General features: G+C 59.1%; 9 protein-coding genes. 6 read left to right on the forward strand and 3 right to left on the reverse strand.

Annotated features, from left to right (window positions below):
* Nucleotides 1-42: 42 nt before the first annotated feature.
* Nucleotides 43-1,647 carry a CTP synthase gene (gene pyrG / locus WMO45_RS10220; protein WP_349140629.1) on the forward strand — a complete coding sequence of 535 codons (1,605 nt, stop codon included), beginning with the start codon at nucleotides 43-45 and terminating at the stop codon, nucleotides 1,645-1,647.
* Nucleotides 1,648-1,701: 54 nt separating this feature from the next.
* On the opposite strand, the gene WMO45_RS10225 is transcribed toward pyrG, so the two are convergent.
* Entirely contained in the window at nucleotides 1,702-3,108 is a 1,407-nt protein-coding gene (locus WMO45_RS10225; RefSeq protein ID WP_349140630.1) for a Sapep family Mn(2+)-dependent dipeptidase, read from the reverse strand.
* A 13-nt stretch (nucleotides 3,109-3,121) separates the two neighbouring features.
* Nucleotides 3,122-3,769: a helix-turn-helix transcriptional regulator gene (locus WMO45_RS10230; RefSeq protein WP_349140631.1), complete on the reverse strand. Its 648-nt coding sequence runs from the start codon at nucleotides 3,767-3,769 to the stop codon at nucleotides 3,122-3,124.
* A 140-nt stretch (nucleotides 3,770-3,909) separates the two neighbouring features.
* Between WMO45_RS10230 and WMO45_RS10235 the strand changes: the two genes are divergently transcribed.
* Both WMO45_RS10235 and WMO45_RS10240 read left to right on the forward strand, forming a co-directional pair.
* Nucleotides 3,910-4,431: a transcription repressor NadR gene (locus tag WMO45_RS10235; RefSeq protein ID WP_349140632.1), complete on the forward strand. Its 522-nt coding sequence runs from the start codon at nucleotides 3,910-3,912 to the stop codon at nucleotides 4,429-4,431.
* Nucleotides 4,432-4,571: 140 nt separating this feature from the next.
* Nucleotides 4,572-6,248: a Na+/H+ antiporter NhaC family protein gene (locus tag WMO45_RS10240; protein WP_349140633.1), complete on the forward strand. Its 1,677-nt coding sequence runs from the start codon at nucleotides 4,572-4,574 to the stop codon at nucleotides 6,246-6,248.
* Nucleotides 6,249-6,298: 50 nt separating this feature from the next.
* Here the strand turns inward: WMO45_RS10240 and xdh are convergent, their stop codons facing one another.
* On the reverse strand, nucleotides 6,299-8,863 hold the full coding sequence (gene xdh, locus WMO45_RS10245) for a selenium-dependent xanthine dehydrogenase (protein WP_349140634.1): 2,565 nt from the start codon (nucleotides 8,861-8,863) through the stop codon (nucleotides 6,299-6,301).
* A gap of 213 nt (nucleotides 8,864-9,076) precedes the next feature.
* Between xdh and dpaL the strand changes: the two genes are divergently transcribed.
* From dpaL to ygeW, 3 genes are all read left to right on the forward strand, one after another.
* On the forward strand, nucleotides 9,077-10,312 hold the full coding sequence (gene dpaL / locus WMO45_RS10250; protein WP_349140636.1) for a diaminopropionate ammonia-lyase: 1,236 nt from the start codon (nucleotides 9,077-9,079) through the stop codon (nucleotides 10,310-10,312).
* A 61-nt stretch (nucleotides 10,313-10,373) separates the two neighbouring features.
* Nucleotides 10,374-11,765 (forward strand): YgeY family selenium metabolism-linked hydrolase, encoded by a 1,392-nt coding sequence (locus WMO45_RS10255; RefSeq protein WP_349140638.1) that lies wholly within the window; start codon nucleotides 10,374-10,376, stop codon nucleotides 11,763-11,765.
* Between the two features lie 85 nt (nucleotides 11,766-11,850).
* Nucleotides 11,851-13,050 (forward strand): knotted carbamoyltransferase YgeW, encoded by a 1,200-nt coding sequence (gene ygeW / locus WMO45_RS10260; RefSeq protein ID WP_349140639.1) that lies wholly within the window; start codon nucleotides 11,851-11,853, stop codon nucleotides 13,048-13,050.
* The last annotated feature ends 109 nt before the right edge of the window (nucleotides 13,051-13,159 follow it).

Genomic DNA, 13,159 nt, shown 5'->3' on the forward strand with positions numbered 1-13,159 from the left:
TATTTTTTGTTGCATATGAGACGTAAAAAGGAGGACTGGAGCATGACAAAATATGTATTTGTGACCGGAGGCGTAGTTTCGGGGCTGGGCAAAGGGATCGCTGCGGCATCCCTGGGACGGCTGCTGAAGCAGCGGGGGCTGCGGGTACGGGTGCAGAAGCTGGACCCTTACCTCAATGTGGACCCCGGTACCATGAGCCCTTACCAGCACGGCGAGGTATTTGTCACCGACGACGGGGCGGAGACCGACCTGGATCTGGGCCATTATGAGCGCTTCATTGATGAGGACCTCACGCTCCACTCCTCCGTGTCCTCGGGCAAGGTGTACTGGAACGTCCTCAACCGGGAGCGGGCGGGGGACTATCTGGGCGGAACGGTGCAGATCATTCCCCACATCACCGACGAGATTAAACGCAACATCTATACCCTCGATCGCGAGGATACCGATGTGGCGATCGTCGAGATCGGCGGTACGGTGGGCGACATTGAGAGTCAGCCCTTCCTGGAGGCCATTCGTCAGGTGGCCGCCGAGCGGGGCCGGCCCAACGTCATGTTTATCCATGTCTCTCTCATCGTCTCTATCCCGGGCAGCGGCGAGCTCAAGAGCAAGCCGACCCAGCACTCGGCCAAAGAATTGCTGGCGCTGGGGATCCAGCCCGATGTGATCCTCTGTCGCTGCGACGAGGAAATTCCCGAGGAGATCCTGGAGAAGATCGCCCTGTTCTGTAACATCCCGAAGGAGAGTGCCATTCCCAACCGGACGGCTTCGGTGCTGTATGAGGTGCCTCTGATGCTGGAGCGGGCTGGCTTAGCCAGCGTAGTGGTGCGGCGGCTGGGACTGATCTGCCCCATGCCGGACCTGACCGAGTGGGCCACCATGGTACAGAGGGCCAAGCATCCCAAAGGGCGGGTGGAGATCGCTCTGGTAGGCAAATATGTGGGGCTGCATGACGCCTACCTCTCGGTGGTAGAGGCCCTCACCCACGGCGGCATTGCCAATGAAGTACAGGTGGAGATCCGTTGGGTGGACTCCGAGACGGTGAGTGATGAAAATGCCGCTCAGGTTCTGGCCGGGTGCCAGGGTGTAATTGTTCCCGGCGGCTTTGGTGATCGGGGCGTAGAAGGGATGATTTCTGCTATCCGCTGGGCCCGGGAACATGAAGTTCCCTTCTTTGGCATCTGTCTGGGCATGCAGATGGCAGTGGTGGAATTTGCCCGCCACGTGGCCGGACTCGCCGGCGCCCACTCCAGCGAACTGGCCGCCACGGAGTATCCGGTCATCGACCTGATGCCCGACCAGCGGGGGGTTACCACAAAGGGCGGGACCATGCGCCTGGGCGCCTGCCCCTGCCGGGTGACCGGAGAGGACAGCCGTACTTTCCAGGCCTACGGCGCACATGAGATCAGCGAGCGTCACCGCCACCGCTATGAGTTCAACAATACCTTCCGGGAGCAGCTGACCAACTGTGGCCTGCGGCTGGCGGGTGTTTCTCCCGATGGACGGTTGGTGGAGATTGTGGAACTGCCCGATCACCCCTGGTTTGTGGGTGTGCAATTCCACCCGGAATTCAAATCCCGGCCCAACCGGGCCCATCCTCTGTTCCGGGCCTTCATTGGCGCGGCCAAGGAATTTGGTCAGCAGGGATAATAGAAAAACAGGGGGACCGCGCACGCAGGTGCACGGTCCCCCTGTTTTTTGCAGTTAAGCGCACAGGTCGATGATGGCCTGGGCGAAGATCTTAGCAGCGGTGAGCTGATCGGCAATGCAGGTGTGCTCGTCAGCGCCGTGCATGTTCCCGTTAAACCCGGGCATGGCGCAGCCAAAGGCCACACCGCCGGGGATGTCGTGAACATAGGTGCCGCCGCCGATGGCCAGGCACTCACCCTTGCGGCCGGAGTACTGCTCGTAGCACTTGAGCAGTACCTGTACCAGAGGAGTGTCAGCCGGGGTGTGGTGGGGAGCGTCCATTTCGCCCTGGACGGCAAAGCCCTGCCGGGCAAAGGAGGCCTCGGCCACGGCCTTGCAGTTGCTCTCATTGGCGCAGATGGGTACCCGGCTGTCAAACTGTCCCTTCAGGCCGGTAGAGGTGACCTCCAGCAGGGAGAAGGCCAGGGTGAGCGGACCGGAGATCTCGTCGCTCTGGGCGATACCCAAAGCATGTCCGGCGGTGTCCCCGTGGGGGAAAAGAGCGTTCAGACTGTGCAGAGCGGCAGTGCTGGGGGTGTCAGCCAGGGGCAGGGCGCAAAGCAGCTGGAGCAAAGCGGTGATGGCATTGTTGCCCTCCTCCGGAGTGGAGGCGTGTGCTCCCTTGCCATGGCAGAGCACCCGCAGGTCGTCTCCCTCCACGCGCACCTCAAAACGGACCCCCGTCTCAGTGGCTACGGCATCACAGCAGGACTGTACGTGCTCAGCAGACAGCCCGACCAACAGGCACTCGGCCTCAGGGGGCAGCACATTGATGCGGAACCCGCCATGGAGTTCCTTTACCCGGGGCAGGGCGGTCTCCTCCGGCCAGCTCTGGGTAAATACCGGCTTGTAGCTGCCCTTTTCGATGTTGATCACCGGAAACTCTCCATCGGGGGAGAAAGTATAGGGGGCATAGGGCTCCCGGGCGTAATAGTAGGCCAGATCGGAGGAGCCGCTCTCCTCGTCGGTGCCCATGAGCAGCCGCACGTTGCGCTTGAGGGGAACTCCGAGTTCCCGCACCGCCTGCATAGCCAGCAGCACGGCGGCTACGGGACCCTTGTCATCGTCGGTGCCCCGGCCGTAGAGCATGCCGTCCACCTCTTTGGGCTCGTAGGGCTGGGTGACGGTCCATCCCGTGCCCTCGCCCACCACGTCCAGATGGCAGAGAATGTGCAGGGCGGTCTCTTGGTCGTTGAGGTCGGCCGCGCCCACGTAGTTGTCATAATTATGGGTGGTAAAGCCCAGCTCTTCGGCCAGCTTCAGCCCTTCTGCCAGAGCGGCGGCGGGGCCGGGTCCAAAGGGCATGCCGGGCTGGGGATCCTCCCGGACGCTGCGGATGCGTGCCAGGCGGGAAATGGCCTCCACCAGTTGGGTCCGGCGGGCCGGATCATCAAAATAGGCGTTGATCTGTGCTTCGTACATAAAATATCCTCCTTTATTCATCCTCGGCTGAGTCCGCGGCGGCGCCGGACAGCTCCCCCAGGTATTTGTACACCGTGTATCGGGATACCTGCAGGCGTTTGGCCACGAAGGGCACCGATTTGCGGAAGGAAAAAGCATTTTTCTGGTCCAGCAGGGCGATGATCTTCATCCGGTCCCGCTTGTTCAAGGAATTTACCGGCTTGCCCACCGCCGCCAGACATTCTTCAAAAATCTCGCTCAGACCGCTGTCGCCGCCATGCCACATGGCGCTTTGCAGGTCGGCCTCCGCACTCATCAGATCCACCAGGATACGGTTGGCGTATACCAGCGAGCTGTAATCGAAGTTAATACCCAGTGCCAGATTGTAGTCTGCTCCGATGAGATGAAAGGTACTACTCTTGATCTGTTGTCCTGAGGGAGTAGTGGCATAGAGGTTGACAAAGTCAGTGACCAGCGCATCCTCATCCAGTTCACGGGCAGTACCCAGAATATCCAGTGTGGAACCCACGGTGCGCCCGGAGACATGTCCATTGTAAATTGATAGAATAGGATGGCGGGGGTCTCCCATATCATGTACCAGCGTCTCACAGCTGGAGCCGAACATTTCGGCGATACCGCGGGCCGTGCGGTCCAGAAATTCAAAAGCTTCGTCACGCTCCATGGACACACCTCCTTAAAATCCCAAAAACAGATTACCCTTCATTGTAAGCGCCCCGGAAGGAAAATGCAAGGTGAATTGCGCTTGTTTTGCGAACATGCTATACTGAAAAATAACATCTGATCAAAACAGGAGGAGTGGCTATGAATAACGCGCCGACCGGGACGGAGCGCCGCCGTGCGGTGATACAGATGTTGGAACAGGCCGAAGGCCCGGTGAGCGCCACAGCGCTGGCGGAGCGATTTTCGGTCAGCCGGCAGATCATTGTAGGAGATGTGGCTCTGCTGCGGGCTGCGGGAGCAGCCATCTCAGCCACACCCAGGGGCTATGTACTGGATCGCCGGGATGGCGTGAGCCATACGGTGGCCTGTGTCCACACTCCGGAGGAAATGCAGGCGGAGCTCAATACCATCGTGGATGCGGGTGGGGAAGTGGTGGACGTGGTGGTGGAGCACCCGGTTTATGGGCAGCTTACCGGTAATCTTGGGGTACGTTCCCGTTACGATGTGCAGGAATTTTTGCACAGGGTAGATGCACAGGGGGCAAAACCGCTCTCCGACCTGACCAGCGGGATTCATCTGCACACCGTCCGCTGCCCGGATGAGCAGACCTTTCAGCGGGTGTGTGAAGCGTTGCGGCAGGTTGGATTTTTGCTTGATATGTGAAATTTACCACGCTAAAGTGTGGTGGATATGTTAAAATTGCCGAAAAACTATTGCCAAATTGTGAATGATGGTGTATCATACGTATGAATCCTTGGGTTGGGGAGGCTTTTTGGATTCGCAATTTAAAAGGGAGGGTCTTTATGAACTCACCACGGATGAGACGATTTGGTAAATTCCTGCTCGTAGTATTTGCCCTCGCATGTGTCCTTACGACAGTTGCGTTTGCCGAAGGCGACGCAGAGCAAGCCAGTGCAGTATTCGGTACCATCGCATCCCTGCTTCCACCCGTTGTGGCTATCGTCCTTGCCCTGATTACCAAGGAAGTGTATTCGTCCCTGTTCGTCGGAATTATCGTTGGCTGTTTCCTGCAGGTTAACGGTAATCCTGTCGACGCATTCCAGTTCTTTGTGGACCACCTGTGCTCCAACGCCGGCGGCAACATGGGCATCCTGATGTTCCTGGTCATCCTGGGCACCATGGTGGCCCTGATGATCCGGGCGGGCGGCTCCAAGGCCTATGGCGACTGGGCTGTGTCCCACATCAAGACGAAATCCGGCGCCTTGTGGTCTACCTTTATTCTGGCCATCGTGCTGGGCGTGGATGATTATTTCAACAACCTGACCACCGGTAACGTGATGCGGCCCGTCACCGACGGCCACCACATCTCCCGCGCCAAGCTGTCCTATATGTGCGACGCTACTGCGGCTCCGGTTTGTATCATGATGCCCGTCTCCTCCTGGGCGGCGGCTGTCACCGGCGTCATCGGCAATGAGGAGGTCGGCTTCCAGATCTTCCTGCGGGCCATCCCCTATAACTACTACGCCATCCTGACTCTGGTCTTCATTATTATGATGACCTGCCTCAACATCGACTATGGTCCCATGCGTACCCATGAGGTCAATGCCTCCAAGGGTGACCTCTACACCACTCCTGAGCGTCCCTTTGCTGATGCTAAGGAAATGAAGTTTAACCCCGATGGCAAGGTTATCGACCTGGTCATCCCTGTGATCATTCTGGTCATCGGCTGCATCAGCGCCATGATGTATGTCGGCTATCAGGGCATCGCTGGTACGGAGACCCCTGTTACTCTGGTCAATATGTTTGCCAACACCGACGCGTTCTCTGCGCTGCCCTTTGGCTCCCTGATCGCGCTGATCATCAACCTGGTTTACTTCATGGTCCGTCGCTCCATGAAGTTTACCGAACTGATGGACTGCCTGCCCGAGGGCTTTAAGCAGATGGTGCCCGCCATCCTGATCCTCTGCCTGGCCTGGACCATCGGCGACGTGACCAAGGGCCTGGGCGCCCCCGAGTTCGTGGCCGGCATCGTGGACCAGCTGGGCCACAGCCTGTACTCCCTGCTGCCCGCTGTGGTGTTTATCATCGCCGCATTCCTGGGCTTTGCCACCGGTACTTCCTGGGGTACGTTCTCCATCCTGCTACCCATCGTGATTCCCGTGTTCTCCGGCGGTGTTGCGGCGGTTGACCTGAGCGTGGGCGACCTGAACAACAACCTGCTGATGATCGCCATCGCTGCTACCCTGGGCGGCGCGGTTATGGGCGACCACTGCTCTCCCATCTCCGATACCACCATCATGGCGTCCTCCGGCGCACAGTGCTACCACCTCAACCACGTGGCCACTCAGCTGCCCTACGCCCTGACTGTGGCGGCTGTCGCCTTCGTCAACTACATCATTACGGCCTTCATCAAGGTCCCCTACATCTGCCTGCCCATCGCCATCGTTTCCATGGTCGTGGTCATGATCATCATCGGTATGCTCAACCACTCCATGAGCCGGCATTCGCAGCGCGACTGATTCGATGTACATAAAAAGATCCGCTCCATTGGGAGCGGATCTTTTTTGCCTTAGCGTTTGGGGCGGCTGTAGGGGGTGTTCTCCAGCGGAAGGCTGGTGCGGAACACGCCGTCGTAATTGTAATAGGCCAGCTGCACGGCCGGCGGAGTGGGAATGGAGCAAATCTCGCCGATGCCCTTGGCGCCACAAGCCAGTTCACTCTGGTTCTTTTCCACAATGAGGGCGGTGACGTCGGGGGTCTGATTGGCCCGGAAGAGTCCCAGGGAGGCGTAGACCGCCTTGGGCGCACCATCCACCAGAGGAAGATCCTCGGTGAGGGCATAACCCAGGCTCATCACGACACCGCCCTCAATCTGACCCTCTACGCTGATGGGATTGACGGCCCGACCCACGTCATGGGCAGCTACCACCCGGCGGATGCGTCCGTTTTCATCCAGTTCCACCAGATGAGTAGCATAACCGTAAGCTACATGGCTGATGGGATTGGGGCGATCGGAGCCCAGTTTGTCGGTGATGCCGGTGTACTCCTGATGGAAATCCACACCTTCCACCGCGCTTAGTTCCCGTCCCTCCAGAGCCCATTTCAACTCTGTGGCAGCACGACGGGTTGCCTCGCCGGTAAAGACCGTCTGACGGGACGCGGTGGTATTGCCTGAGTTGGGGCAGGTGGAGGTATCCGGGGCGTCCCATACCACCTGGCTGGGGGACAGACCCGTCACCTGGCAGACGATCTGGGTGACCACCGTACCCATTCCCTGGCCGATACAGGCCGCAGAGGTACGAATATGTACCACGCCGTTTTCCACGTGCAGGGTAACCCGACCGGTGTCGGGCACCCCAACACCCAAACCGGAGTTTTTCATGGCGCAGGCAATACCGGCTTTGGGATTGGCCTCATAATAGGGGCGTACCGCGTCCAGGGTTTCCACCAGGGCGGTGCCCTCGTCAGCAATTTGGCCATTGGGCAGTACCTGGCCGGGGCGGATGGCGTTGCGGTAGCGGATCTCAAAGGGGGAGATACCGACCTTCTCGGCCAGCAGGTTCAGATTACACTCGGCTGCAAAGCAGCTTTGGGTTACGCCGAAGCCACGGAAAGCGCCGCAGGGGGGATTGTTGGTATAATAGGCCTTGCCGTCGATGTCAATGTCCTGATAGTTATAGGGACCGGCAGCGTGGGTGCAGGCACGCTGGAGCACCGGTCCGCCCAGACTGGCAAAGGCACCGCTGTCGGTGAGCAGCACAGCCTTCATGGCAGTGAGGTAGCCGTTTTCATCGCAGCCTGTGGTAACTTCCATCTCGAAACCGTGGCGCTTGGGATGACACAGCATGGACTCAGCGCGGGTCATGGCCACCTTTACCGGCCGCTGGGTGAGCAAAGCCAAAATGGCAGCGTGGTGCTGTACGCTCATATCCTCCTTGCCGCCAAAGCCGCCGCCCACGCATTTGGCTACCACCCGTACCTGATCGGGAAGCAGCCCGGTGGCGTCGGCACACTCCCGGCGGGTCTGGTAGATCCCCTGGTCGCTGCTGTATACCACTACGCCGGCCCGTTCGGGATCGGGTGCGGCCACGGCGCACTCGGGTTCCAGAAAGGCGTGCTCGGTGGGCGGAGTGTGGTATTTGGTGGTCACCACATATTTTGAATGTTTAAGTTTTTCTTCCGCGTTGCCCCGGACCAGATGCTCATGGGAGAGCAGGTTGCCGTCCTCCTGGATCTGAGGGGCGTCGGGGGCCATGGACTCCCAGACGCTGAGCACGGGAGGAAGGACTTCATATTCCACTTTGACCAGCGCTTTTGCCTGGTTTAAAATTTCTCGGCTTTCAGCAGCAATCAAAACAATGGGATCGCCCCGATAGTGGATCTCGCCTCCGATGGGAACCAGCACCCACTGATCCCGCTTCAGATGGCCCACCTTGGCAGTACCCGGCAGCTCTGCCGCCGTCACCACCTGTACCACGCCGGGCAGGGCGGCAGCCTCCGATACGTCCACACCGCGAAGAATGGCGCGGGGGTGATCCGAGCGCACTGCGCCGCCATAGAGCATGCCGGGCAGGTGCAGGTCATCGGTGTATTCCGCTGTACCAAGCGCCTTGGCCGGGGCATCCACACGGGGCAGATTTTCACCTAGCTTTCCGGTAAACGCCTCGTGGGGCACAGGAGTATCCTCACGAAACAGGCGGGCGGCCAGCAGCACCGCGTCCTCAATTTTCTTATATCCTGTGCAGCGGCAGATGTTGTTGCGCAGAGCAAATTTGACCTCTTCCCGGGTGGGGTCCGGGTTCTGGTCCAGCAATCCCTTGGCCGAGATGACCATACCAGGGGTGCAGAAACCACACTGTACTGCTCCGCAGGAGGTAAACGCATAGGCGTATACGTCCCGTTCCCGCTGGCTGAGTCCCTCACAGGTCACAATGGACTTTCCTTCGCAGCGGGACGTTTTCTGCACGCAGGCTTTCATGGCTTTGCCGTCCACCAGGATCATACAGGTACCGCACGCGCCCTCAGAACAGCCGTTTTTCACGGATGTGAGCCCGAGATCCTCCCGCAGAAAGTCCAGAAGCCGGACATCCCGTTCGGTGGAAACGGCTCTGCCGTTTACTTGCAGGGTAAACAAGGCGAACGCCTCCTTTTCGATGGTAGGTCAGATTGCTTTCCACTTATAGCTTAGCACTAAAGTTTACGGATAGCAACTGCTTGCATATCGTCAAAATCTACAAATATCTAAAAATGTTTTAGGTAAAACAAAAAATTTTTTGCGAAGGCCTTGACTTGTGCGTTGCAAGTGATATGATGGGTGCAGAACTGATACATTCGGAGGCGTGATAAGATGAAAGACCAGATCAAATGGGTCCTCAATCGGATGCCGCGGAGCGAGGATAAAGAGCTGTCCGTTATGTCCCTGCCCAATGTGGCAAAGGCCCGTTTCTTCCACAGTGGTTTTCCCCAGTATTCCATTACCCCGCTGGCCCGGTTGGAGGGTATGGCTAAGTACCTGGGGCTGGGAGGCGTGTACGTCAAGGATGAGTCTTACCGCTTCGGATTGAACGCATTTAAGGTGCTGGGCGGCTCCTTTGCCATGGCCCGTTATATCGCCAAGGAGATGGGCCGGGATGTGTCTGAGATGACCTATGACTATCTGACCAGCGAGGCCTTCCGCAAGGACTTTGGACAGGCCACCTTCTTTACCGCCACCGACGGCAACCATGGCCGGGGCGTGGCATGGGCGGCCAACAAGCTGGGCCAGAAGGCCGTGGTCCACATGCCCAAGGGCAGCAGCCAGTCCCGGTATGACAACATTGCCAAGGAGGGAGCCCAGGTCACGATCGAGGACGTGAACTACGACGACTGCGTGCGTATGGCGGCCGCCGAGGCCGAGCAGACCGAGCACGGCGTCATCGTTCAGGACACCGCCTGGGACGGCTATGAGGAGATCCCCTCCTGGATCATGCAGGGTTACGGCACCATGGCCAACGAGGCCGCCGAGCAGATGCGGCAGCTGGGTGTGAATCGTCCCACTCACGTGTTTGTGCAGGCAGGTGTGGGCTCTCTGGCCGGTGCTGTGGTGGGTTACTTCACCAACCTGTTCCCCAACGATCCCCCCAAGTTTGTAGTGATGGAGGCACGGGCAGCCGACTGCCTGTATCAGGGCGCTCTGGCCGGGGACGGCAAGCCCCGGATCGTTACCGGCGATCTCCAGACCATCATGGCCGGTCTTGCCTGCGGCGAGCCCAACACCATCTCCTGGGACATCCTGCGCAACCATGTCTCCGCCTTTGTCTCCTGCCCCGACTGGGTGAGTGCCAAGGGCATGCGGATGTTGGGCGTGCCTGTAAAGGGAGATCCCACGGTGATCTCCGGAGAATCGGGTGCTGTAGGCATGGGCTGCCTGGACGCCATCATGTGTGACGATACCTATAAGGAGCTGCGGGAGGCGCTGGAGCTCGACCGTTTCAGCCAGGTGCTGATGTTCTCCACCGAAGGAAATACCGACCCGCAGAAGTTCCGCCGGGTCATTTGGGACGGCGAGTATCCCACCACTGATTCGCCCCAGAACCCCTATTGACCGCCGGTCCGCGCCGGCAAAACCGTAAGGGATCAACCGATAGTGTATGGAGGGTACGACAATGGATTACGAGCAGATCAAACAGGCAGCGGAAGGCTACAAGGCGGATATGACCCGGTTTTTGCGGGAGATGATCTCCCATCCCAGCGAGAGCTGTGAGGAGAAGGAAGTGGTAGCCTGCATCAAGGCCGAGATGGAGAAGCTGGGCTATGACGAGGTGGAAGTAGACGGCCTGGGCAACGTCATCGGCTGGATGGGCGAGGGCGACAAGATCATCGCCATCGACTCCCACATCGACACGGTGGGCGTTGGTAACCGGAGCAACTGGACCCACGATCCCTATGAGGGCTATGAAGATGATGAGGTCATCTACGGCCGCGGCGGCTCCGACCAGGAAGGCGGCATGGCCTCCGCTACTTACGGAGCCAAGATTATGAAGGATCTTGGCCTGATCCCCGCCGGCTACAAGATCATGGTGGTGGGGTCTGTCCAGGAAGAGGACTGCGACGGCATGTGCTGGCAGTACATCGTCAACAAGTTCTTCCCCGCCAAGGGCATCAAGAAGGAGCAGGTGGAATTTGTCATCTCCACCGAGCCCACCGACGGCGGTATCTACCGCGGCCACCGCGGCCGCATGGAGATCCGGGTAGACGTAAAGGGCGTGTCCTGCCATGGCTCCGCCCCCGAGCGCGGCGACAACGCCATCTATAAGATGGCTGACATTCTCCAGGATGTGCGCGCCCTCAACGAGAACGACGACGCCGACTCCACTGAGATCAAGGGCCTGGTGAAGATGCTCAATCCCAAATACAATCCCGAGCACTATGAGGACGCCCGTTTCCTGGGCCGGGGCACCTGTACCACCAGCCAGATTTTCTACACCTCTCCCAGCCGCTGCGCCGTGGCCGACTCCTGCGCCATCTCCATCGACCGGCGCATGACCGCCGGCGAGACCTGGGATTCCTGCCTGGAGGAGATCCGCAACCTGCCCAGCGTGAAGAAGTATGGCGACGACGTGAAGGTCTCCATGTACATGTATGACCGGCCCTCCTGGACCGGCGAGGTCTATGAGACCGAGTGTTACTTCCCTACCTGGATCAACAAGGAGAACGCCGCCCATGTGCAGGCCCTGGTGGACGCCCACCACGCCCTGTTCGGCGACAAGCGGATCGGGCCCGACGGCGCCATGCACCTGCGTAACCGGCCTCTGACCGACAAGTGGACCTTCTCTACCAACGGTGTGGCTATCCAGGGCCGTTACGGGATTCCCTGCGTGGGCTTTGGCCCCGGCGCTGAGAGTCAGGCCCATGCGCCCAATGAGATCACCTGGAAGCAGGATCTGGTCACCTGTGCCGCCCTGTATGCCGCCGTGCCCGGCCTGTACAAGGAAGAGAATAAGACCGGCGATGTCTCTCAGTTCCGGGCTACCCTTACGGATAACGATATCAAATAATCACAAATTGCAGGCGCCAAAGTTTGGTGCCATTCCTGTGTGAGCCTGCGATATAATACTTCATGTAAAAGGAGCGTATATTAGGATGGATCAGACTCTTCAGATGTACATTGACAAGCTCAATAAGCTCAACTTCAAGGAGATGTATGAGGGCGATTTCTTCCTGACCTGGGAGAAGACCGACGATGAGATCGAGGCCGTCTTTACTGTAGCCGACGCGCTGCGTTACATGCGTGAGAACAACATCTCCACCAAGATTTTTGAGTCCGGCCTGGGCATCTCCCTGTTCCGGGACAACTCCACCCGTACCCGCTTCTCCTTTGCCTCCGCCTGTAACCTGCTGGGACTGGAGGTCCAGGATCTGGACGAGGGGAAGAGCCAGATCGCCCACGGCGAGACCGTGCGTGAGACGGCCAACATGATCTCCTTCATGGCCGACGTCATCGGTATCCGGGACGATATGTACATCGGCAAGGGCAATGCCTACATGCATGAGGTGGTGGATTCCGTTACCCAGGGCCACAAGGACGGCGTGCTGGAGCAGAAGCCCACCCTGGTCAACCTGCAGTGCGACATTGACCACCCCACCCAGTGCATGGCTGACATGCTGCACATCATCCACCACTTCGGCGGTGTGGAGAACCTGAAGGGCAAGAAAGTGGCCATGACCTGGGCCTATAGCCCCTCTTACGGCAAGCCTCTGTCCGTGCCCCAGGGCGTAATCGGTCTGATGACCCGCTTTGGCATGGATGTGGTGCTGGCCCATCCCGAAGGCTACGAGGTCATGCCCGAGGTGGAGGAAGTGGCCCGCAAGAACGCGGAGGCCACTGGCGGTACCTTTACCAAGACCAATTCCATGGCTGAGGCTTTCCAGGATGCCGATATCGTCTATCCCAAGAGCTGGGCTCCCTTCGCCGCCATGGAGAAGCGCACCAACCTGTACGCCCAGGGCGACAGCGAGGGCATCAAGGCTCTGGAGAAAGAGCTGCTGGCCCAGAACGCCGAGCACAAGGACTGGTGCTGCACCGAGGAGCTCATGAAGACCACCAAGGACGGTAAGGCTCTGTATCTGCACTGCCTGCCCGCCGATATCAACGGCGTCTCCTGCGTGGACGGTGAGGTAGAGGCCAGCGTATTCGACCGCTACCGTGACCCGCTGTACAAGGAGGCTTCCTACAAGCCCTATATCATTGCCGCCATGATCTTCCTGGCCAAGTGCAAGGATCCCCAGGCCACGCTGAAGGCCCTGGAGGAGCGCGGCACGCAGCGCTGGTTCAACAAGTAATTTCCGCCTCCCTTTGGAGCAGGCTTCTCTTTTCCTGAGACCTGTTCCTGACCTGCACCCCCCTTCATCCACGGCCCGTCCGCAGAGTTCCAACGCCGGTATCTGTGCG

The sequence above is a fragment of the Flavonifractor hominis genome, from assembly GCF_040095835.1.
GTDB lineage: Bacteria > Bacillota > Clostridia > Oscillospirales > Oscillospiraceae > Flavonifractor > Flavonifractor hominis.

Bases quoted from the DNA above. Each gene is read 5' to 3' on its own strand.
- WMO45_RS10255 (WP_349140638.1), top strand. From the start codon at position 10,374: ATGGATTACGAGCAGATCAAACAGGCAGCGGAAGGCTACAAGGCGGAT.
- WMO45_RS10230 (WP_349140631.1), bottom strand. From the start codon at position 3,769: ATGGAGCGTGACGAAGCTTTTGAATTTCTGGACCGCACGGCCCGCGGT.
- dpaL (WP_349140636.1), top strand. From the start codon at position 9,077: ATGAAAGACCAGATCAAATGGGTCCTCAATCGGATGCCGCGGAGCGAG.
- WMO45_RS10225 (WP_349140630.1), bottom strand. From the start codon at position 3,108: ATGTACGAAGCACAGATCAACGCCTATTTTGATGATCCGGCCCGCCGG.
- WMO45_RS10235 (WP_349140632.1), top strand. From the start codon at position 3,910: ATGAATAACGCGCCGACCGGGACGGAGCGCCGCCGTGCGGTGATACAG.
- pyrG (WP_349140629.1), top strand. From the start codon at position 43: ATGACAAAATATGTATTTGTGACCGGAGGCGTAGTTTCGGGGCTGGGC.
- WMO45_RS10240 (WP_349140633.1), top strand. From the start codon at position 4,572: ATGAACTCACCACGGATGAGACGATTTGGTAAATTCCTGCTCGTAGTA.
- ygeW (WP_349140639.1), top strand. From the start codon at position 11,851: ATGGATCAGACTCTTCAGATGTACATTGACAAGCTCAATAAGCTCAAC.